Raw genomic sequence first — 21,010 nt, 5'->3', positions numbered from 1 at the left:
GACGCTCCCTCGGCGCGGTCGTGCTTCCATTCGGCGATCAGCGCGTCACGATGGGACTGCAAGGCGGCGTCGAACGTCGCGGCGTCCGCAGACGGCAGGGAGATCCGATAGCAGGCGCCCTGCTCGGTGGAGGTCTTCCTCAACGAGGGCTCGAGCTCGCGCCGGGGTCCTGGGTCAGGACGCGGTTCGAGGCTGATCGCGGTGCGCAGCTGGTGCACCGTGGCCACCTGCGCCAACTCCGCGTAGTGCGCATCGGACCCCCCACCCGCACGTGCCGCGATGACGCCGACCTGATCCAGCGACAGCCGGCCCTCCCGCATTCCTTGGGCGCAGCGGGGGAACTCCTCGACCCGGCGCGCGACGGTGGCGATCGTGTGCGCGGTGGTCGAGGACAACCCCAGCTTCCAGGCCACCAACGCCGGCACCGACCGCGCGCCGGTCATGCCGCACAGCTCCTCACGCTCGATCTCGGCGACCAAATCCACGATGCGCCCATCGACGGCGTTGCGCTGACCGGCCAACTCCGCCAACTCCTCGAACAGCACCCCGAGACGGTCTTTGGGGCTCACCACCACGGAGTCGGACGATGCGGTCGAAGACATGAACCCATCGTCGCCGCGCGGTACGACAAGTTTCGGTTGCCGATTCCGCGCTGGAATGTGACCCGCGAACTACTCCACAGTCCCGTCTCTTTCCACAGGACCGCTCACCGAGACCCGGTTTCGGCCCCAGGTCCGTCGGTTGCGGCGAGGTCAATGGTCACGACAGCAGAGAAATGGCAACCGAGAAGGGATCAGCCAATGTTTGAAACACCGCTTACGGTCGTCGGACACATCGTCACCAACCCCGAACGCCGACACGTCGGCACGCAGGAGGTGATCAAGTTCCGCGTCGCGAGCAATTCCCGGCGGCGCACGGCCGACGGAGGCTGGGAGCCGGGCAACTCGTTGTTCATCAACGTCAATTGCTGGGGCAAGTTGGTCACCGGCGTGGGCGCCGCGCTGGGTAAGGGTGCACCGGTGATTGTCGTGGGCCACGTGTACACCAGCGAGTACGAGGACCGCGACGGCAACCGCCGCTCGTCGCTGGAGATGCGTGCCACCTCCGTCGGGCCCGATGTGTCCCGCGCGATCGTCCGCATCGAGAGGCCCGGCTACACCGGCCCGACTGCCGGCGATGCCGGCAAGCCACCCACGGATGCGACCGGCACCGCTGGTGAGGACGCCGATCGCGACGCCGGCGTCGACTCCGCCGAAGCGGGACCGCTGCCGATGTCGGCTTAGCTGCGGAATCCGGCCCACCGCGCGATGCCTAGGATGGTCGCGAGAACTCTCTCAAAAGACCAGAAAGGCATGACCGCGGCATGGCTGAGTTCATCTACACGATGAAAAAGGTCCGCAAGGCGCACGGCGACAAGGTGATCCTGGACGACGTCACGTTGAGCTTCTACCCGGGCGCCAAGATCGGTGTCGTCGGCCCCAACGGCGCCGGCAAGTCGAGCGTCTTGCGGATCATGGCTGGGCTGGACAAGCCGAACAACGGCGAGGCCTTCCTGGCCACCGGCGCCACCGTCGGCATCCTGCAGCAGGAGCCACCGCTGAACGAAGAGAAGACGGTGCGCGGCAACGTCGAGGAGGGGCTCGGCGAGATCAAGGTCAAGCTGGACCGGTTCAACGAGGTCGCCGAATTGATGGCCACCGACTACTCCGACGAGTTGATGGAGGAAATGGGCCGGCTGCAGGAGGAGCTGGACCACGCCGACGCCTGGGACCTCGACTCGCAGCTCGAGCAGGCCATGGACGCCCTGCGCTGCCCGCCGCCCGACGAGCCGGTGACGAACCTGTCCGGTGGTGAGCGACGGCGCGTGGCGCTGTGCAAGCTGCTGTTGTCCAAGCCGGACCTGTTGCTGCTCGACGAGCCGACCAACCACCTGGACGCCGAAAGCGTGCAGTGGCTCGAACAGCACCTGGCCGCCTATGCGGGCGCGGTGTTGGCGGTGACCCACGACCGGTACTTCCTGGACAACGTGGCGCAGTGGATCCTCGAGCTCGACCGCGGTCGCGCGTACCCCTATGAGGGCAACTATTCGACCTATCTGGAGAAGAAGGCCGAGCGCTTGTCGGTGCAGGGCCGCAAGGACGCCAAGCTGCAGAAGCGGCTGACCGAGGAGCTGGCCTGGGTGCGGTCGGGGGCCAAGGCGCGCCAGGCGAAGAGCAAGGCGCGGCTGCAGCGGTATGAGGAGATGGCGGCCGAGGCGGAAAAGACGCGCAAGCTCGACTTCGAGGAGATCCAGATCCCGGTCGGGCCGCGGCTGGGCAACGTGGTCGTCGAGGTCGAGCACCTGGACAAGGGCTTCGGCGGGCGCACGCTGATCAAGGACCTGTCCTTCACCCTGCCCCGCAACGGCATCGTCGGCGTCATCGGTCCCAACGGCGTCGGCAAGACGACGCTGTTCAAGACCATCGTGGGACTCGAACAGCCCGACAGCGGGACGGTCAAGGTCGGAGAAACCGTCAAGCTCAGCTACGTCGACCAGTCCCGCGCCGGGATCGACCCCAAGAAGACCGTGTGGGAAGTCGTTTCGGACGGCCTCGACTACATCGAGGTCGGACAGAACGAGATCCCGTCGCGCGCCTACGTTTCAGCGTTCGGCTTCAAGGGTCCTGACCAGCAGAAGCCGGCCGGCGTGCTCTCCGGCGGCGAGCGCAACCGGCTGAACCTGGCGCTCACGCTCAAAGAGGGCGGCAACCTGATCCTGCTCGACGAACCCACCAACGACCTCGACGTCGAAACGCTCGGCTCGCTCGAGAACGCCCTGGAGAAATTCCCCGGCTGCGCGGTCGTGATCTCCCACGATCGCTGGTTCCTGGACCGCACGTGCACGCACATCCTGGCCTGGGAGGGCGACGAGGACAACGAGGCCAAGTGGTTCTGGTTCGAGGGCAACTTCGGTGCGTACGAGGAGAACAAGGTCGCACGCCTCGGAGTTGACGCGGCGCGACCGCACAGAGTGACCCACCGAAAGCTCACGCGCGACTAGTGTCAGCTGCGCAGCCCCGCAGTGACGCGGCCCGGACGGCCGCTGGGGGCCGCCCCCCATTGCGGGGGAGACTGGGCGGTTGAGCACAGTGACATCGGTCACGAGTTGGGAGCCATCGGCATGACGATCGATCCCGGAGCCAAGCAGGCCCTCAAGCCGTGGACCGCGTTCACACTGCAGGAGGACATTCCGGGCTGGATCGCGAAGGCCTACATCGAGAGCTATCGCGGCCCGCACGGCGACGAACCGGGGGCGGCGGATTCCGGTCCGATCGACCTGACCGTCCCGACCTCCATCGTCACTCCCGCCATGCTGGGCGCCCACTATCGGTTGGGCCAGCACCGCCCCGCCGGCCAGAGCCGAGTCGCGGTGTACCCCGCGGAGGATCCGGCCGGATTCGGGCCCGCGCTGCAGGTCGTCACCGATCACGGCGGCATGCTGATGGACTCGGTCACCGTGCTGCTGCACCGGCTCGGCGTGCCCTACGCCGCCATCATGACGCCGGTGTTCGAGGTGCACCGCAACTCGGACGGCGACCTGGTCAGCGTCGAACCCAAACCTCCCGGCGCACCGCCATACGTCGGCGAAGCGTGGATACACGTGCAGCTGCTGCCGTCGGTCGACACCAAGGGCCTCGTCGAAGTCGAGCGGCTGCTGCCCAAGGTCCTGTCGGACGTGCAGCAGGTCGCCAGCGACGCGGGCGCGTTGATCGCCGCCCTGAGCGGCCTGGCCGCGGACGTGGAAACCAACGCGCACGGCCAGTTCTCCGCGCCGGACCGCGACGACGTCGCCGCCCTGCTGCGCTGGCTGGGCAACGGTAACTTCCTGCTGCTGGGCTACCAACGGTGCCGCGTGCACGAGGGCCTGGTCTCCGGCGACGGCTCACCCGGCCTGGGCGTCCTGCGCACCCGCACCGGTTCCCGCCCCCGATTGACCGATGACGACAAGCTGCTGGTGCTCGCGCAGTCTGTCGTGGGCAGCTACTTGCGGTACGGCGCCTATCCGTACGCCATCGCGGTGCGGGAGAGGGCCGACGACGGAGTCGTCGAGCACCGCTTCGTCGGGCTCTTCACGGTCGCCGCCATGAACGCCGACGTCCTGGAGATCCCTACGGTCTCGACCCGGGTCCGCGACGCGCTCGCCCTGGCCGACAGCGACCCGATCCACCCCGGTCAGCTGCTGCTCGACGTCATCCAAACCGTCCCGCGCTCAGAGCTTTTCACTCTCAGCGCCGAGCGGCTGTTGGCGATGGCCAAAGCGGTGGTGGACCTGGGATCCCAACGGCGGGCGTTGTTGTTCCTGCGCGCCGATCGGCTCCAATACTTCGTGTCCTGCCTGGTGTACTTGCCCCGCGACCGCTACACCACCCAGGTGCGGCTTCAGATCGAAGACATCTTGGTCCGCGAATTCGGCGGCACGCGGCTCGAGTTCACCGCCCGCGTCAGCGAGTCACCCTGGGCCCTCATGCATTTCATGGTGCGGCTGCCCGAAGAAGCCGCACCCGTCGACGTCTCCGAGGACAATCGGGTCCGCATCCAGGGGCTGCTGAGCGAGGCCGCCCGCACCTGGACCGACCGGTTGCTCGGCGCGGCCGCGGACGGCCGCGCCGAGCAGGCCGACGTCGAGCACTACGCCACGGCGTTCTCGGAGGTCTACAAGCAGGCCGTCAGCCCGGCCGACGCCATCGACCACATCGCCATAATCCAAGGGCTGCAAGATAATTCGGTAAAGCTAGTGTTCTCTGAGCGCGGCGAGGACGGGGCCGCCCAGCTGACCTGGTTCCTGGGCGGGCGCACCGCCTCGCTGAGCCAGCTGCTGCCGATGCTGCAGAGCATGGGCGTGGTGGTGCTCGAGGAGCGGCCCTTCACCGTGACCCGCCCGGACAACCTGCCGGTGTGGATCTACCAGTTCAAGATCTCGACCCACCCCACCATCTCGCCGGCGACCACGACAACCGAGCGCGAGGCCACCGCACAGCGATTCGCCGACGCGGTCACCGCGATCTGGGAAGGCCGGGTCGAGATCGACCGCTTCAACGAACTGGTCATGCGCGCGCGGCTGACCTGGCAGCAGGTCGTGTTGCTGCGTGCCTACGCGAAATACCTACGGCAGGCGGGCTTTCCCTACAGTCAGTCCTACATCGAGTCGGTGCTCAACGAGCACCCCTCCACGGCGCGTTCACTGGTCGCCCTGTTCGAGGCGCTCTTCGATCCCCGCCCGTCGGGCTCGTCGAGGAATCGCGACGCCCAAGCGGCGGCTGCCGCGGTCGCCGCCGACATCGACGCGCTGATGAGCCTGGACACCGATCGCATCCTGCGGGCGTTCGCGTCGCTGGTGCAGGCGACGTTGCGCACCAATTACTTCGTGACCCGGGAGGGTTCGGCCCGCGCCCGAAATGTGCTGGCCCTCAAGCTCGATGCCCAGCTGATCGACGAACTGCCGCTGCCGCGGCCCAAGTACGAGATCTTCGTCTACTCGCCCCGCGTCGAGGGCGTGCACCTGCGGTTCGGGCCGGTGGCGCGCGGCGGGCTGCGCTGGTCGGACCGCCGCGACGATTTCCGCACCGAGATCCTCGGCCTGGTCAAGGCGCAGGCGGTGAAGAACGCCGTCATCGTGCCGGTCGGGGCCAAGGGCGGCTTCGTCGTCAAAAGGCCGCCGCTGGCGACCGGCGACCAGGCGGAGGACCGCGAGGCCATCCGTGCCGAGGGTGTCGCCTGCTATCAGCTGTTCATCTCCGGGCTCCTCGACGTCACCGACAACGTCGACCACAAAACGAAGAAGGTCAGCCCGCCGCCCGGGGTGATCCGGCGCGACGGCGACGACGCTTACCTGGTGGTGGCCGCGGACAAGGGCACCGCCACCTTCTCCGACATCGCCAACGACGTCGCGAAGTCCTACGGATTCTGGTTGGGTGATGCGTTCGCATCCGGCGGATCGGTGGGCTATGACCACAAGGCCATGGGCATCACGGCCAAAGGCGCGTGGGAGGCCGTCAAGCGACACTTCCGGGAGATGGGCGTCGACACCCAGTCCGAGGACTTCACGGTGGTGGGCGTGGGCGACATGAGCGGCGACGTGTTCGGCAACGGCATGCTGCTGTCCAGACACATCAGGCTGATCGCGGCCTTCGATCACCGGCACGTCTTTCTCGACCCCGACCCCGACCCCGCGGCCTCGTGGGAGGAGCGCCGGCGGATGTTCGACCTGCCGCGATCCAGCTGGGACGACTACGACAAGTCGCTGATCAGTGAGGGCGGCGGGGTGTACAGCCGCGAGCACAAATCCATCCCGGTCAGCTCGCAGGTGCGCGACGCGCTGGGCATCGACGGCGAGGTCACCGAAATGACGCCGCCGAACCTGATCAAGGCGATCCTGCAGGCGCCGGTCGACCTGCTGTTCAACGGGGGCATCGGCACCTACATCAAGGCCGAGTCGGAGTCCGACGCCGACGTCGGCGACCGCGCCAACGATCCCGTGCGGGTCAACGCGAGCCAGGTGCGCGCCAAGGTGATCGGGGAAGGCGGGAACCTGGGGGTGACCGCCCTTGGCCGCGTCGAATTCGATCTGTCGGGCGGGCGGATCAACACCGACGCCATGGACAACTCCGCCGGGGTGGACTGCTCGGACCACGAGGTCAACATCAAAATCCTGATCGACTCGCTGGTGACGGCAGGCCGCGTCGACCCCGCCGAGCGCAAAGAGCTGCTGGAGTCGATGACCGACGAGGTCGCGCAGCTGGTGCTCACCGACAACGAGGATCAGAACGACCTGATCGGCACCAGCCGCGCCAACGCGGCAAGCCTGCTGCCGGTGCACGGCAGGCAGATTCAGTACCTGGTCGACGAGCGAGGGCTCAACCGGGAACTCGAAGCGCTGCCATCGGAGAAGGAGATCGACCGCCGGTGCGAGGCCGGCATCGGGCTCACCTCGCCCGAGCTGTGCACGCTGATGGCGCACGTCAAACTCGGGCTCAAAGAGGAGATGCTGAACACCGAGCTGACCGAGCAGGACGTGTTCGCGTCCCGGTTGCCCCAATACTTCCCGACGCCGTTGCGGGAACGGTTCACCCCGGAGATCCGCACCCACCAGCTGCGCCGCGAGATCGTCACCACCATGCTGATCAACGACCTGGTCGACACCGCAGGCATCAGCTACGCGTTTCGGATCGTCGAGGACGTCGGCGTGGGGCCGGTCGACGCGGTCCGCACCTACGTAGCCACCGACGCCATCTTCGGCGTGGGCGAGATCTGGCGGCGGATCCGCGCCGCGAACCTGCCGGTCGCCATGTCGGACCGGCTCACGCTGGACACCCGACGGCTGATCGACCGCGCCGGCCGCTGGCTGCTCAACTACCGTCCGCAGCCGCTGGCCGTCGGCGCCGAGATCAACCGGTTCGCCGCGAAGGTCAAAGACCTCACGCCCCGGATGTCGGAGTGGCTGCGCGGCGACGACAAGGCGATCGTCGAGAAGGAGGCCGCCGAGTTCTCGTCGCAGGGTGCGCCCGAGGATCTGGCGTACATGATCGCCGCGGGCCTGTACCGCTTCAGCCTGCTCGACATCATCGACATCGCCGACATCAACGACATCGACGCCGCCGAGGTCGCGGACACCTACTTCGCCCTGATGGACCGGCTGGGCACCGACGGCCTGCTGACGGCGGTCTCCGAGCTACCCCGCAACGACCGGTGGCATTCGTTGGCGCGCTTGGCGATTCGCGATGACATCTACGCGTCGCTACGGTCGTTGTGCTTCGACGTGCTCGCCGTGGGCGAGCCCGACGAGAGCGGCGAGGAGAAGATCGCCGAGTGGGAACATCTGTCGGCGTCAAGGGTGGAGCGGGCCCGCCGCACCCTCATCGAAATCCAAGAAAGCGGGGAGAAGGATCTTGCGACACTCTCGGTGGCCGCGCGCCAGATCCGGCGCATGACCCGCACCAGCGGGAGAGGATCCTCCAGTTGACCGTCGGCTTCGTAGCCCCCGTACCGGTGCGCTGGTCGGACATCGACATGTACCAGCACGTCAACCACGCCACCATGGTCACGATTCTGGAGGAGGCCCGGGTCCAGTTCCTGCGCGAAGCGTTCGAGGTCGATATCTTGACCATCGGGTTGCTGATCGCCGAGGTCAAGGTGACCTACAAAGGTCAACTGCGGCTGGTCGATTCGCCGCTGCAGGTGACGATGTGGACCAAGCGGTTGCGGGCGGTGGACTTCACGCTGGGCTACGAGGTGCGCTCGGTCAGCGCCGATCCTGAGTCCAAACCCGCCGTCATCGCCGAGTCGCAGCTGGCCGCCGTTCACATCGAGGAGGAGCGGCTGGTGCGGCTCTCCCCACACCATCGGGAGTATCTGCAACGGTGGATTCGGTAGTAGTTGACCGCGGGCTTTGGTTGGGGCCAGCCGACCGGGCCGCCCAGCGCAGGGATCTGGCCGCGTTCGTCGACTACGCGCTGCGCCTCGACGACGCCGCGGTCATTCGCCTGCGCGCTCGATCGGCGGGCCTGCTGACTGCCTGGGTGGCAACGGGTTTCGACGTCCTGGCCAGCCGGGTGGTGGGCGGCGAAGTGCGGCCCGAGGATCTGTCCGTGGGTGCGGACGCGCTGGCGCGCGGCCTGTCCGCGATGGACGACTCGGGCTACGTCGACCCCGGCTTCGCGATGGATTCCGCGTGGCGCGGGGCGCTGCCGCCGGACTCCGGCTTCACGCACCTCGACGACATACCCGCCCGGGTGATGCTCGACCTCGCGCAGCGCGGGGCGCAACTCGCCAAGGAGCATGGCAGTTCGCACGGTCCGCCGGTGTCGCTGCTCGACCAGGAAGTCGTCCAGGTGAGCTCGCCGGGCGGTAGTGTGGGACTGCCGATGCGGTGTGTGTTCGCCTTGACCGCAATGGGTTTCCTGCCGCAGTCGGCCGACGCCGTCGGCGCCGACGAGATGATCCGCGTTCGGATCCTGCCGACCTGGTTGCGCCTCGACGCCCGGTTTGGCTCGGTGTACCGGCGCCGCGGCGACCCGGCTCTCTTATTGAGCTGACGCCTGAGACGACCGGTGTCGGTCGGAAATCATGTTGAGTTAAATGCGGTCGTCGGGCGGCGGATCAGGTGCCGTAGACCATCCACAACGGCAGAACCGCGTCGAGGTAATCCATGAACTTCTTGAGGCCGACGCGGTATTGCCCATAGCCGTACGGGTCTTCGGCGTACTCGGGGAACGCGATGCCCAGCCCGAACAGGCCGGGGGCGAGGATTCCGTTCATCCGGTTGTACTGCAGCGGTCCCCACTGGGGCGTCTCGGGCAGCTTTCGCTGCTCGAAGCCGACGGTGTAGACGACGCGGTCGCACTCGGCGAGCTTCTCGTCGAAGTCCGGGCCGGCAACCCAGCACCTTTCCAACCGTTCCGGGTACTCCCCGTCGATGTTCTCCCGGGCCCAGACGGCGGCTCGGCCCTTGAGGCCGGTGTCATCGAACAGTATCCAATCATCAAGATAGACAGCATATTTGAGCGGACTGCGGTAAAAATTGATCACCCTGCCGACCGGAAGCCGCAGCAGGTGCGGCAGCGCGATCATCGACGAGTGCGACGAGCCGAAGACGCCAACCGTCGCGCCTTCGAGTGGCACCTCGGCGAGCCTGTCGGCGTCGAGGGCGACCTCGACCGGAATCGCGTCGATGGGGTAGTCGAGACTCTTCGGTTCCGCGCCGATCGCGAGGATCACGTTGTCCGACCTTACTTCCGAATCCTGCGTCTGGATCCGCCACTGCCGCCGTTGCAGCGACAGGCTGGTGGCCACCGTCTCGAACACGTGCACCCGCTCGCGCAGGTGCCCGGTGACCCACACCAACGGGTCGGCGACCAGGGCCAGGGCGCAAGTCTCCTCCGGGTCGACTTCGGCCAGCGGGGAAGGCGGGGCCTCCGAAAACCGAAAGGCCGCAGAGCCGTTCAAGAAACTCAGGAAGGTTCCGGCAATGGTGTTGCTGGACACCGACCGCCACTTGCCGCCCAGGTCACCCGCGGCGAAGGCAGGATCGAGCCAGGCGATCTTGTCAGGCGGCACGCCCTGATCGAGCAGCCGCCCCACCGCCGCGATTCCCGCGGGTCCGGCTCCGATCACTGTCCACGAGTAGGTCGCCATGTACTAGGTATAGAGCAGCGACGAGCCAAGCGCTGCGCCGGAACTTGGCCGAACCGGTCGACCGGCCCGCTCACACGATGTCGGCGAACATCAGCGCCGTGCCTGCGGCGGTGACGGTCTGAGTCACGATTTGCGCGTGGGTTAGTCGAACGGCGCGCGGCATCAGGTCCGTCCAGCGCCGGGCCATCCAGCGATACGCCCAGTAAATCGCCACGCCGGCGAACCCCAGTGCCGCGGTCCAGTTCACCGCGCCGACCCAATCGGGGGTTTCGTGCCGCATCGCGGGCGCGCCCGACTGTGCGGACATGTCCATCGCCGCGCCGCCCGAGTGCGCGGGCCCTCCCGGCAGGCTGCCGTTCATCGCCCCGTACATCCAGGCCATCGCCACCATCATCACGGCGTAGTAGTAGTTCGTCAGCCGGCCATCGACGGCCCACGGCGCGTGACCGGCGACGCCGACGAACCAGGCACCGCCGAGCAGAAAGCACATCGCCGCCGCGAAGGTCGGAAGGGTCATTCCCACGCCCCAGGCCATCAGGATCATCGCGGCCGACATCGCGAGGTGTAGCAGCTGGCTGACGACGCCCGTCCAGCATCGGCGTTGGGCGACAAGGAAATACGCATACGCAACAAAGCTGACGGCGAAGAGCGCCGTCACCACCCACCGCAACGTGTTATCCACCGACGCGCCTTTCACCGGTGGGCTCGATCTCGGCCATGGCACGACAGTACCCCCACCGGGTATGCCCCTTGCAAGCGACACCCCGGAACGTTATACGAAAGCTACTGCTCCGCCGCGCCTTTGGTCGCTCAGGCCAGCCAGGCCGCGGTGTCGGGCGGGAGTTTGCCGTCGATCAGCGGTGCGCTGGTCACGATGAGTTCTCCCGGTGGCAGCGGGATGGGTCGGCGGCCGGCGTTCAGCGCGCACACCGCACCGCCGCCGCGGCGGAAGATCAGCGCATCACGCGGTGCGTCCAGCCACTCGAGCCCGTCGCCGTCGAATTCGGTGCGCTCCTTGCGCGATTTGATGATGTGCTGGAAGAACGAGAAGGTCGATTTCGGGTCGGCGGTCTGCTTTTCGACGGTCAGCGCCGCCCACTCCCGGGGCATCGGCAACCAGGTGGCTGGCGACGAGGAGAAGCCGAATGGCGGCGCGTCGCCCGACCACGGGATCGGGACCCGGCACTTGTCGCGGCCGCGCTCGGTGTGCCCGGAGCGTTCCCACGTCGGGTCTTGGAGCACTTCGTCGGGCAGCGTCACGTCGGGGAGCCCCAGCTCCTCGCCGTTGTAGACGAACACCGCGCCCGGCAGCGCCAGCATCACCATCGCCATGGCGCGCGCCCGGCGCAACCCGAGCTCACCGTCGCCGTACCGGGTGACCTCGCGGCCGACGTCGTGGTTGGACAGCGTCCACGTCGGTGTGGCGTTCTCGATCGCGGTGGCCGCCAACGAGTTCTGGATGGCGTCATGGATTTGGGTCGCGTCGAAGTCGATCTTGGTCAACCGGAAGTTGAAGCCGAGATGAAGCTCGTCCGGTCGCAGGTATTCGGCCCACCGGACGTTGTCCATGACCCAGACCTCGCCGATGGTCACCGCCCCCGGGTAGTCATCGACGATCGATCGGATCCCGCGGTGGATTTCGTGCACGCTCGGGTGGTTGAAGCGCGGGTCGTCATCGCTGTGGTGCAGGACCTTGATGTCGTCCCGCGCGTCGGGCAGGTCGGCCGGCTTGGCCATTCCGTGCGCGACGTCGATGCGGAATCCGTCGACGCCGCGTTCCAGCCAGAACCGCAGCGTCTTCTCGAAGTCGTCGAAGATGTCCGGGTGTTCCCAGTTCAGGTCCGGCTGCTCGGCGTCGAACAGGTGCAGGTACCACTGGCCCGGATTGCCGTCCGGTTCGATCACCCGCGTCCAGGCCGGCCCGCCGAACACCGACGTCCAGTTGTTCGGCGGCAGTTCGCCGTCGGAGCCGCGCCCGTCGCGAAAAAAGTAGCGGTCACGGGCGTCGGTGCCCGGACCGGCAGCCAGCGCAGCCTGAAACCACGGATGCGCCGAACTGCTGTGGTTGGGCACCACGTCCATGGTGATCTTGATGCCCCGCTCGTGTGCCGCCGCCACCAGCCGCTCGAACGCCGCCATCCCGCCGAACAACGGGTCGATGTCGCGCGGATCCGCGACGTCGTAGCCATGGTCGGCCATCGGCGACACGGTGACAGGGTTGAGCCAGATCGCGTCGACGCCGAGCCGTTCCAGGTGTTCCAGCCGAGCCGTCAGACCGTCCAGGTCGCCGACGCCGTCGCCGTCACTGTCGGCGAACGACCGCGGATACACCTGATAGAACACCGCGTCTGACCACCACGGCTTGGCTCTCATTCCACCCCGCTCATTGTCGTGGGCCGACATCACAACGCCGCGTTGACCAGCGAGTGGGCAGCCATTTCAAGGTAATCGAGCAACTGGCGCCGGTGCTCGTCGTCGAGGGTCTCCGAGTCGATCGACCCGACGGCGATGTGCATGCAGCGCAGCCAGGCGTCGCGCTCGATGGGAGTGATCCGGAACGGGACGTGGCGCATGCGCAACCGGGGATGGCCCCGCTGGTCGGAGTAGGTGCGGGGACCGCCCCAGTACTGCTCGAGGAACATCCGCAGCCGCTCCTCGGCGCCCGCCAGGTCGTCTTCGGGGTAGATCTGGCGCAGGATCTCGTCCTCGGCGACCTGGGCGTAGAACCGGGACACGATCGCGTTGAACGTGGGGGCACCGCCGACGGCGTCATAGAAGGACTGGGGCTCGGAATCCATCGCCTCCATTGTGGTCCATCGCGGTGGCGCCGGGCCGCACCGGGCAGACGGTGTGCCCGGTGTTCACCCGCGCGACATGCCGTTCACCTGCAATAGGGGTGCGATTGGCGGCGAATCATGGTGGACTATCGGCGGAGGATCTATGGCGCAGGGCAAAAGACGCCGCAGCCACCGCAGTTCCGGTGCCGCGGCAGGGTTAACCGGGCCCCCATCCGCGTCGTGCCTGCATAGCGTCGATACCCATCCCCCCACCCGCCAAGACACCGCATCCGTGTGGAGCCGCCGGCGCGTGCTGCTGCTGAATTCCACCTACGAGCCGCTGACCGCCCTGCCGATGCGCCGGGCCATCGTGATGGTGATCTGCGGCAAGGCCGACGTGGTCCACCACGACCCGGCGGGGCCGGTGATCCACTCGGCCACCAGCTCGATCCTGGTGCCCTCGGTGATCCAGCTGCGGTCCTATGTGCGCGTCCCCTACCGCGCCCGGGTCCCGATGACCCGCGCCGCGCTGATGCACCGCGACCGGTTCTCCTGCGCCTACTGCGGGGCCAAGGCCGACACGGTCGATCACGTGGTGCCCCGCAGCCGCGGTGGCGACCACTCCTGGGAGAACTGCGTCGCGTGCTGCTCGACGTGCAACCACCGCAAGGGCGACAAGCTGCTGACCGAACTCGGCTGGGTGCTGCGCCGTACGCCGCTGCCGCCGACGGGGCAGCACTGGCGGCTGCTCTCGACGGTCAAGGAGCTCGATCCGGCCTGGGCGCGTTACCTCGGCGAAGGCGCGGCCTGACCAATCTCGTGTCCGAGTGTGCCGACGAATCACCGCGTGAGATACGGTTTTCGTCGTGAGCCTTTTGCAGATTCACCTGTACTTCATCGGGATACCGTTGCTGCTGGTGGTCGTCCTGGCGCTGCTGATCTGGTCTCGCAAGGGACCGCACCCGGCGACCTACAAGCTGGGGGAGAAGTGGACCCACCCGCCGATTTTGTGGGCGGCCACGGACGAAGACGTCGGCCACGCTCACGGCGGGCACGGCGGACATGAATTCGCAGTCGGAGGTGGCGCCAGTGGCACGTGGTGAGTTAGCGACGATCGAGCCCGACGAGCTGCCCAACGGCTGGGTGATCACCACCAGCGGGCGCCTTTCCGGGGTGACCGAGCCGGGCGAGCTGTCGGTTCATTTCCCCTTCCCGACCAAGGACCTCGTCGCCATCGATGACGCCCTTAAGTTCGGCTCGCGGGCGTCGAAGGCTCGGTTCGCCATCTACCTCGGCGACCTGGGCAACGACACCGCCGCCCGCGCGCGCGAGATCCTGGCCAAGGTGCCCACGCCGGACGACGCCGTGCTGCTGGCGGTCTCGCCCGACCAGAAGGTCATCGAGGTCGTCTACGGCTCGCAGGTCCGCGGCCGCGGCGCCGAGTCGTCGGCGCCGCTGGGGGTCGCCGCCGCGACCTCGGCGTTCCAGCGCGGTGACCTGGTCGACGGCCTGGTCAGCGCGATCCGCGTCATGAGCGCGGGGATCTCCCCGGCCTAGCGCGGCGTAGCCGGGCGTGGCGGGTCGCCACCGTTTGGTCTAGTGGCGATCGCGAGCGCGGCGTAGCCGGGCGTGGCGGGTCGCCACCATCCGGTCTAGTCCGCCGCGTCGAACGTGCGCGCCCGCAGGGCCCGCTTCACACCGGCCTGGCCTTCGAGGACCAGCCGCCGCAACGCGGGCGGCACCTCCGGGTCGGACAGGAACTTGTCGGCGGCCGCGATGCCGGCCTCGCTGATGTTCCAGTGCGGGTACAGGCCGATCACCACCGTTTGCGCGACTTCGCTGGACCGCCGCGCCCACACGCCCGGGATCGCCGCGAAGTAGCGATCCGTGAACGGTGCGAGCAGATCCTGCTGACCCGATGGGGCGAAGCCCGCGATGATGGCGCGGGCCGTGATGTTGGCCAGGGTGTCGTCCTCGATCACCGTCGTCCAGGCCTGCTCCTTGACCTCAGGTTGCGGTCGCGCCGTCGCCGCCTGGGCGCCGTGGCGCTTGCCGGCGGCGGTGGGGTCGCGCTGCACCTCCGCGTCGATGAAGGGCGTCGCGGGCCCGTCGGCGTCGATCTCGCCGGCGCTGGCGAGCGCGGTGACGATGCGCCACCGCAGGTCGGTGTCGATCTCGAGGCCGGCCAATCCGAGATCCGCCGGGTCGTGGTCGAGCAGGTCCGCCAGCGTCACGACGTGCCGGGTCGACAGCACCGACGAGCACAGGGTGTTGACGAACGCGAGCTGATGATCCGAGCCGGGCTCGGCGGCGCGGGCCAGCTCCAGCAGCCGGTCGGCGAACTGCGGCCACCCGTGTTCGTGTGCCCAGGCCGGCTCGGCGTAGGAGGCCAGCGCCGTCTGGGCCTGCAGCAGCAGCCGCTGCGCCACCCCCACCTCGGTTTCGGCGTGCACGCCACCCGAAACCAGGGCCACGAAGTCGCGGGCGCGCAGTTCGGCCTCGCGCGTCATCTCCCACGCCGCCGACCACACCAGCGAACGCGGCAGCGGCTCGGCGATGTCGGCGATCCGCGCCAGCGCGGTCTGCAGCGACTCGCCGTCCAGCCGCAGCGAGCAATACGTCAGATCGTCATCGTTGACCAGGACCAGCTGACCGCGTGAAACGCCAACCAGCGCAGGCACTTCCGTGACGGCATCTTCGACGTCGAGCTCTTCCCGCCGCACGCGCACCAGCTTGCCGGCCCCGTCGTCGTCGTAGATCCCGATCGCCAGCCGGTGCACCCGCGTCTCGCCGGCCCCCGGGGCGGCGCCACTCTGGGTCACCGCGAACCGGGAGAACCTGCCGTCGGCGTCGACGTCGAAATCCGGCCGCAGCGTGTTCAGGCCGGTCGTCTTCAACCACTGCTGGCCCCAGTCGGACAGGTCGCGGCCCGACGCCTTCTCGAGCGCGGCGACCAGGTCGTCGAAGGTCGCGTTGCCGAACGCGTGGCTACGGAAATAGTCGCGCAACCCCGCCAGGAAATGCTCCAGCCCGACGTAGGCGACGAGCTGCTTGAGCACGGAGGCGCCCTTGGCATAGGTGATGCCGTCGAAGTTCACCTCGACCGCGGCCAGGTCGGGGATGTCGGCGGCGATCGGATGCGTCGACGGCAACTGGTCCTGGCGATACGCCCACGACTTCTCGACGGTCGCGAAAGTCGTCCAGGCCTCGGTGAATTCGGTGGCCTCCGCCTGGCAGAGCACCGACGCGAACGTCGCGAACGACTCGTTGAGCCACAGGTCGTCCCACCAGGTCATGGTGACCAGGTCCCCGAACCACATGTGCGCCATCTCGTGCAGCACCGTCTCGGCGCGCCGCTCGTAGGAGGCCCGGGTGACCTTGCTGCGAAAGACGTAGTCCTCCAGGAAGGTCACCGCGCCCGCGTTTTCCATTGCGCCGGCGTTGAATTCGGGAACGAAGAGCTGGTCGTATTTGCCGAACGCGTACGGTAGCCCAAAGTTCTTGTGGTAGAAGCTAAATCCCTGTTTGGTCTGGGTAAAGAGCCGCTCGGCGTCCATGTGGCGCGCCAGGGACTCCCGGCAGAAGATGCCCAGCGGGATCTCCCCGTGTTCGTCGGTGTAGGTGTCGTTCCATTCGGCGTACGGGCCGGCGATCAAGGCCACCAGGTAGGTGCTCATCCGCGGGGTGGTGGCGAAGGTGTGCGTGCCGTCCTCCACAGACACCGTCGCGCCGTTGGAGATCACCTTCCAGTGTGAGGGCGCGGTCACCCGCAGTTCGAACGTGGCCTTCAGGTCGGGCTGGTCGAAGCACGCGAACATCCGCTTGGCATCGGCGGTCTCGAACTGCGAGTACAGGTACGTTTCGTCGTCGACCGGGTCGACGAAGCGGTGCAGGCCCTCGCCGGTATTGGAGTAGCGGCAGTCCGCGTCGACCTCCAGGACATTGCGCTTCTGCAGGCCGAGCAACGGGATGCCCGTCGATTCGTCGTATCCCGACACGTCGAGCTCGTGGCCGTTGAGAGTGGCGGCGCGCACCGTCTCGGCCGCGAGGTCGATATAGGTGTCGGCGCCGGGCAGCGCGTCGAACACCACCGTGGTAATGGATCGGAACGTGCGGTCGCCGGGTGCGCCGTTGCCGTCGGTCACGTCAAGGTCGATCCGGTAGCTGTCGACGGTGATCAGGGCGGCGCGCTCGACGGCCTGGTCCCGAGTCAGATTAGGAAGGGCCACGCGTCCAACTTACGTCCCCCGGCCTCATCTCGGGCACTGCGGGAACAGGGGCGGGGCGCCTACGGTTGTGCTGGACGGTGTGTTGACCGACGAGAGGATTGCGCTATGCCTGACAACGCTGCCGGGAAAGACCAAGCCGATTTCTGGTTCGATCCGCTGTGCCCGTGGTGCTGGATCACGTCGCGCTGGATCCTCGAGGTGGAGAAGGTTCGCAACATCGACGTGCACTTCCACGTCATGAGCCTCGCGATTCTCAACGAGAACCGCGAAGGGCTGCCTGACAAGTACCGCGAGATGATGAAGCACGCCTGGGGTCCGGTGCGGGTGGCGATCGCCGCCGAGCAGGCCCACGGGGCCGGAGTCCTGGACCCGCTGTACACGGCGATGGGCACCCGGATTCACAACGAGGACAACAAGAACCTCGAAGAGGTCATCAAGCTGTCGCTGGCCGACGCCGGCCTGCCGGCGGAACTCGCCGAGGCCGCCACCAGCGACGCCTACGACGACGCCCTGCGCAAGAGCCACCACGCCGGCATGGACGCGGTCGGTGACGACGTCGGCACGCCGACCATTCACGTCAACGGTGTGGCGTTCTTCGGCCCGGTGCTCTCGAAGATCCCGCGCGGCGAGGAGGCCGGCAAGCTGTGGGACGCGTCGGTGACCTTCGCGTCCTACCCGCACTTCTTCGAACTCAAGCGGACCCGCACCGAGAAGCCCGAATTCGACTAGGTCGTCGGGCGGCGACCCGCCGCGCCCGGCTTCGCCGCGCTTGCGATCGCCGCTGACTGGATGGCGGCGACCCGCCGCGCCCGGCTTCGTCGCGCTTGCGATCGCCGCTGACTGGATGGCGGCGACCCGCCGCGCCCGGCTTCGTCGCGCTTGCGATCGCCGCGGCGCACGGCTGTGTAAGGATGGCGGGCATGCGCGTCTACCTCGGCTCTGACCACGCCGGATTCGAGCTCAAGCAGCACATCATCGCCCACCTCGAAGGGGCCGGGCACGAGCCGATCGATTGCGGCGCCTTCACCTATGACGCCGAGGACGACTACCCGGCGTTCTGCATCGCCGCGGCGACCCGAACGGTGGCCGACCCGGACAGCCTGGGCATCGTGCTGGGCGGGTCGGGTAACGGCGAACAGATCGCGGCCAACAAGGTGCCCGGGGCTCGCTGCGCGCTGGCGTGGAGCGTCGAGACGGCGACGCTGGCCCGCGAACACAACAACGCCCAGTTGATCGGCATCGGCGGGCGCATGCACACCGTCGAGGAGGCGTTGGCCATCGTGGACGCCTTCCTGAGCGCGCAATGGTCGAAAGCCGAACGCCACCAACGGCGTATCGACATTCTCGCCGAATACGAGCGCACCCACCAGGCGCCGCCCGTGCCCGGCGCGCCGGCGTAAGCCATGCCCGAAGGGCATACCCTGCACCGGCTGGCCCGGCTGCACCAGCGCCGATTCGGTGGCGCGCCCGTGGCGGTGTCGAGCCCGCAGGGCCGTTTCGTCGACTCGGCCGTGGTGGACGGCCGCGTGCTGCGCCGCACCAGTGTCTGGGGCAAACACCTCTTCCACCACTACGACGGGGGGCCGATCGTGCACGTCCATCTCGGCCTTTACGGCGCCTTCACCGAATGGCCACGCGAGGGGAGGGTCCTCCCGGAACCGGTCGGGCAGGTGCGGATGCGCATGGTCGGCGCGGACTACGGCACCGACTTGCGCGGACCGACCGTCTGCGAGGTGATCGACGAGGGCCAGGTGTCCGACGTGCTCGCCAAGCTCGGCCCCGACCCGTTGCGCAACGACGCCGACCCGTCCTGGGCTTGGAATCGAATTACGAAGTCCCGCAGGCCTATCGGCGCGTTGTTGATGGATCAGACCATCGTCGCGGGCGTGGGCAACGTCTACCGCAACGAGCTGCTCTACCGCCACCACATCGATCCGTTCCGCCCCGGCCGAGACGTCGGCGAAGAAGAATTCGACGCGGCATGGACCGATCTGGTCGCGCTGATGAAGGTCGGCTTACGCCGCGGGAAGATCGTGGTCGTGCGGCCCGAGCACGACCACGGGCCGCCGTCGTATCGGGCCGGGCGGCCCAGGACATACGTGTACCGCCGCGCCGGCGAGGCCTGCCGCGTCTGCGCGGATTCGATCCGTACGGCCGTCTTGGAAGGCCGCAACGTGTTCTGGTGCCCGACCTGCCAGAAGTGACGCGGCCGCAACGGCGGGAATTTCGCACCAAGAAACGTTCGCGTTCACTGTTTAGGGGTGGCGGCCACCGGGGTATTGGTTAGGTTATGAAAACAATTCCTCGTTTGGCCGCAACGGCTCTCGCGATTGGCGGGTTGGGGCTGGCGGGCTTGGGCGTCGCTACTGAAGCGGCAGCGCATCCCGGACCCTTCCCGCAGTGGTGCCCGGGTGAGTTTTGGGATCCGGGCTGGGGCAACAACTGGGACTGGAACAGCTGCCACGACTGGCGCGGGGGGCCACCGGGACCTCCGGGGTGGGGACATCCGGGTCCGCCACCGCCTCCTGGGCCATGGGGCCCACCCGGGCCGCCCGGGCCGCCCGGCTGGCACCCCTGATCCGCGCAACGACGAACGCGCCCTGCCGAACCGGCGGGGCGCGTTTTCACAAGCGTTAGACGACCCCGAGCGCCGCGTAGACCTCGTTGCTTAAGGCGAGGCTGCGCGGGTCAGCGTTGGCCTTGGTGGCGTCGAAGCGGTTCATCACGTACGCGTAGCCGATCCGGTGTTCCAGGTCGACGAAACCGAAGGAGCCGCCCAGCCCGCCGTGGCCGAAGATCCGGGGGTTGGGCCCGTTGACGCACCGTTGATTGAGCATGTATCCCAGCCCCCACCCGTGGTCGGCCACCCGCGGCCCCAGCACCAGATCGGTGTCCAGCCCGCCCTGACATTCCCGCACCAGGTCCATGTGCTCACGGCTGAGCACCTTCTCCTGCGCCAGCACGTTGTAGAACGTCGCCAAGCCCAGGGCCGAGACTTGCCCGTTGGTACCGGGAAACTCGAGTTCGCGCCACAGCCGCAGGTCGTGGGAGCCGAGCTCGTCGTCGGGAGCGAAACCCATCGAGATCGAGAGGGCGGCCTTGGGGTGCTCGGTGAGGCTCGTCGGGTAGCCGGGCGCCTGCGCATCGGCCAGCAGGTCGCGGGCGTGCGGCTTGTTGACGCGTTCGGCGCAGCGCCGTTGTTCGGCCAGCGACAACCCGATATGGACGTCGGCGCCGAACGGTTCGGCGATCTCGGTACGCAGGTATTGGCCGATCGTGCGTCCGGTGACCCGCCGGAAGACCTCGCCGAGGATGAAGCCGAAGGTTGTCATGTGGTAGCCCTGGGCGGTGCCGGGCTCCCAATACGGTTCGGCGGCGGCCAGCTGTGCGCAGACGAAGTCCCAGTCGGCGACGTCCTCCCAGCGCAGGCGGGTGCGGGGGCCGATCACGCCCGAGCGATGGCTCATCACCATCGCCAGCGTGATGTCCTGTTTGCCCGCCTGCCCGAACTCGGGCCAGTAGTGGGCCACCGGGGCCTGCAGGTCCAGTTCGCCGCGGTCGGCCAGCTGGTGGACGCAGGTGGCCGACAGGCCCTTGGTGCCGGACAACACCGTGGTCAGGGTGTCCTGCCGCCAGGGTCGCGTGTGGGCGGCGTCGGCCCAGCCGCCCCACAGATTGACGACGAGCGTGCCGTCGACCCACACGGCGACGGCCGCGCCGACTTCATCACCGACTGTGAAATTCCGCTCGAACGCGTTGCGCACTCCAACGAATTCCGGCGCGCATGACCCCTGGATTGCCGCGGCCGTTTCGAGGTCGCTCATGGCGCCTTTC

Annotated in this window: 18 protein-coding genes; 11 read left to right on the top strand and 7 right to left on the bottom strand. The window is 67.8% G+C overall.

Translation table 11 applies throughout. The features are described 5' to 3' along the window. The coding region (locus tag A5704_RS24005; RefSeq protein WP_156737745.1) for a DUF222 domain-containing protein at positions 1-602 on the bottom strand (602 nt) is incomplete at its 3' end. Positions 603-800: 198 nt separating this feature from the next. Here A5704_RS24005 and A5704_RS24000 point away from each other — a divergent pair. From A5704_RS24000 to A5704_RS23980, 5 genes are all read left to right on the top strand, one after another. Next, on the top strand, positions 801-1,283 hold the full coding sequence (locus A5704_RS24000) for a single-stranded DNA-binding protein (protein WP_067749484.1): 483 nt from the start codon (positions 801-803) through the stop codon (positions 1,281-1,283). 80 nt (positions 1,284-1,363) lie between these two features. Further along, on the top strand, positions 1,364-3,040 hold the full coding sequence (ettA, locus tag A5704_RS23995) for an energy-dependent translational throttle protein EttA (protein WP_067749486.1): 1,677 nt from the start codon (positions 1,364-1,366) through the stop codon (positions 3,038-3,040). Positions 3,041-3,160: 120 nt separating this feature from the next. Next, entirely contained in the window at positions 3,161-7,999 is a 4,839-nt protein-coding gene (locus A5704_RS23990) for an NAD-glutamate dehydrogenase (RefSeq protein WP_067891431.1), read from the top strand. After that, positions 7,996-8,409: a thioesterase family protein gene (locus A5704_RS23985; protein WP_067749490.1), complete on the top strand. Its 414-nt coding sequence runs from the start codon at positions 7,996-7,998 to the stop codon at positions 8,407-8,409. Before A5704_RS23990 ends, A5704_RS23985 begins: the two co-directional genes overlap by 4 nt. Beyond that, positions 8,397-9,071 (top strand): hypothetical protein, encoded by a 675-nt coding sequence (locus A5704_RS23980; protein WP_067749492.1) that lies wholly within the window; start codon positions 8,397-8,399, stop codon positions 9,069-9,071. Before A5704_RS23985 ends, A5704_RS23980 begins: the two co-directional genes overlap by 13 nt. A gap of 64 nt (positions 9,072-9,135) precedes the next feature. On the opposite strand, the gene A5704_RS23975 is transcribed toward A5704_RS23980, so the two are convergent. From A5704_RS23975 to A5704_RS23960, 4 genes are all read right to left on the bottom strand, one after another. Continuing rightward, on the bottom strand, positions 9,136-10,149 hold the full coding sequence (locus tag A5704_RS23975) for a pyridine nucleotide-disulfide oxidoreductase (RefSeq protein WP_067891440.1): 1,014 nt from the start codon (positions 10,147-10,149) through the stop codon (positions 9,136-9,138). A 91-nt stretch (positions 10,150-10,240) separates the two neighbouring features. Then, the gene (locus A5704_RS23970; protein ID WP_067891437.1) at positions 10,241-10,852 is read right to left on the bottom strand and encodes a DUF5134 domain-containing protein; all 612 of its coding nucleotides are present in this window, start codon (positions 10,850-10,852) and stop codon (positions 10,241-10,243) included. 128 nt (positions 10,853-10,980) lie between these two features. Then, a complete protein-coding gene (locus A5704_RS23965; protein ID WP_156675597.1) occupies positions 10,981-12,573 on the bottom strand; it encodes a glycoside hydrolase family 13 protein in 1,593 nt (530 codons plus the stop codon). After that, complete coding sequence (locus A5704_RS23960) at positions 12,573-12,968, bottom strand: globin (RefSeq protein ID WP_067749526.1); 396 nt, start codon at positions 12,966-12,968, stop codon at positions 12,573-12,575. Before A5704_RS23960 ends, A5704_RS23965 begins: the two co-directional genes overlap by 1 nt. Positions 12,969-13,110: 142 nt before the next feature. Here A5704_RS23960 and A5704_RS23955 point away from each other — a divergent pair, with 142 nt between their 5' ends. From A5704_RS23955 to A5704_RS23945, 3 genes are all read left to right on the top strand, one after another. Next, positions 13,111-13,758 carry an HNH endonuclease gene (locus A5704_RS23955; RefSeq protein ID WP_067891425.1) on the top strand — a complete coding sequence of 216 codons (648 nt, stop codon included), beginning with the start codon at positions 13,111-13,113 and terminating at the stop codon, positions 13,756-13,758. A 64-nt stretch (positions 13,759-13,822) separates the two neighbouring features. Then, positions 13,823-14,050 carry a hypothetical protein gene (locus tag A5704_RS23950; RefSeq protein ID WP_067780943.1) on the top strand — a complete coding sequence of 76 codons (228 nt, stop codon included), beginning with the start codon at positions 13,823-13,825 and terminating at the stop codon, positions 14,048-14,050. Continuing rightward, complete coding sequence (locus A5704_RS23945) at positions 14,037-14,504, top strand: DUF5130 domain-containing protein (RefSeq protein WP_067749500.1); 468 nt, start codon at positions 14,037-14,039, stop codon at positions 14,502-14,504. Before A5704_RS23950 ends, A5704_RS23945 begins: the two co-directional genes overlap by 14 nt. A 95-nt stretch (positions 14,505-14,599) precedes the next feature. Here the strand turns inward: A5704_RS23945 and pepN are convergent, their stop codons facing one another. Continuing rightward, a complete protein-coding gene (gene pepN / locus A5704_RS23940; RefSeq protein ID WP_067891422.1) occupies positions 14,600-17,176 on the bottom strand; it encodes an aminopeptidase N in 2,577 nt (858 codons plus the stop codon). Positions 17,177-17,281: 105 nt separating this feature from the next. Here pepN and A5704_RS23935 point away from each other — a divergent pair, with 105 nt between their 5' ends. The 3 genes from A5704_RS23935 to A5704_RS23925 all read left to right on the top strand — a co-directional run bounded on the left by A5704_RS23935 (position 17,282) and on the right by A5704_RS23925 (position 19,380). Further along, on the top strand, positions 17,282-17,905 hold the full coding sequence (locus A5704_RS23935; protein ID WP_067891419.1) for a DsbA family protein: 624 nt from the start codon (positions 17,282-17,284) through the stop codon (positions 17,903-17,905). A 191-nt stretch (positions 17,906-18,096) separates the two neighbouring features. Further along, positions 18,097-18,576, top strand: a complete 480-nt coding sequence (locus A5704_RS23930) for a ribose-5-phosphate isomerase (protein WP_067891434.1) — start codon at positions 18,097-18,099, stop codon at positions 18,574-18,576. Between the two features lie 3 nt (positions 18,577-18,579). Further along, positions 18,580-19,380 carry an Fpg/Nei family DNA glycosylase gene (locus A5704_RS23925; protein ID WP_067891416.1) on the top strand — a complete coding sequence of 267 codons (801 nt, stop codon included), beginning with the start codon at positions 18,580-18,582 and terminating at the stop codon, positions 19,378-19,380. A gap of 429 nt (positions 19,381-19,809) precedes the next feature. Here the strand turns inward: A5704_RS23925 and A5704_RS23920 are convergent, their stop codons facing one another. Next, positions 19,810-21,000, bottom strand: coding sequence for a serine hydrolase domain-containing protein (locus A5704_RS23920; RefSeq protein ID WP_067891414.1), 1,191 nt, complete (start codon positions 20,998-21,000; stop codon positions 19,810-19,812). Between the last annotated feature and the right edge of the window lie 10 nt (positions 21,001-21,010).

Origin of the sequence: Mycobacterium sp. E735, assembly GCF_001666955.1 — a bacterium.
In the GTDB taxonomy this organism is placed as follows: Bacteria; Actinomycetota; Actinomycetes; order Mycobacteriales; family Mycobacteriaceae; genus Mycobacterium.
The sequence above is the reverse complement of the archived record's forward strand: the minus strand, read 5'-3'. Positions and strand labels throughout refer to the sequence as shown.

Bases quoted from the DNA above. Each gene is read 5' to 3' on its own strand.
- A5704_RS23935 (WP_067891419.1), top strand. From the start codon at position 17,282: ATGCCTGACAACGCTGCCGGGAAAGACCAAGCCGATTTCTGGTTCGAT.
- A5704_RS23955 (WP_067891425.1), top strand. From the start codon at position 13,111: ATGGCGCAGGGCAAAAGACGCCGCAGCCACCGCAGTTCCGGTGCCGCG.
- A5704_RS23990 (WP_067891431.1), top strand. From the start codon at position 3,161: ATGACGATCGATCCCGGAGCCAAGCAGGCCCTCAAGCCGTGGACCGCG.
- A5704_RS23920 (WP_067891414.1), bottom strand. From the start codon at position 21,000: ATGAGCGACCTCGAAACGGCCGCGGCAATCCAGGGGTCATGCGCGCCG.
- A5704_RS23960 (WP_067749526.1), bottom strand. From the start codon at position 12,968: ATGGATTCCGAGCCCCAGTCCTTCTATGACGCCGTCGGCGGTGCCCCC.
- A5704_RS23965 (WP_156675597.1), bottom strand. From the start codon at position 12,573: ATGTCGGCCCACGACAATGAGCGGGGTGGAATGAGAGCCAAGCCGTGG.
- A5704_RS24000 (WP_067749484.1), top strand. From the start codon at position 801: ATGTTTGAAACACCGCTTACGGTCGTCGGACACATCGTCACCAACCCC.
- A5704_RS23925 (WP_067891416.1), top strand. From the start codon at position 18,580: ATGCCCGAAGGGCATACCCTGCACCGGCTGGCCCGGCTGCACCAGCGC.
- A5704_RS23930 (WP_067891434.1), top strand. From the start codon at position 18,097: ATGCGCGTCTACCTCGGCTCTGACCACGCCGGATTCGAGCTCAAGCAG.
- ettA (WP_067749486.1), top strand. From the start codon at position 1,364: ATGGCTGAGTTCATCTACACGATGAAAAAGGTCCGCAAGGCGCACGGC.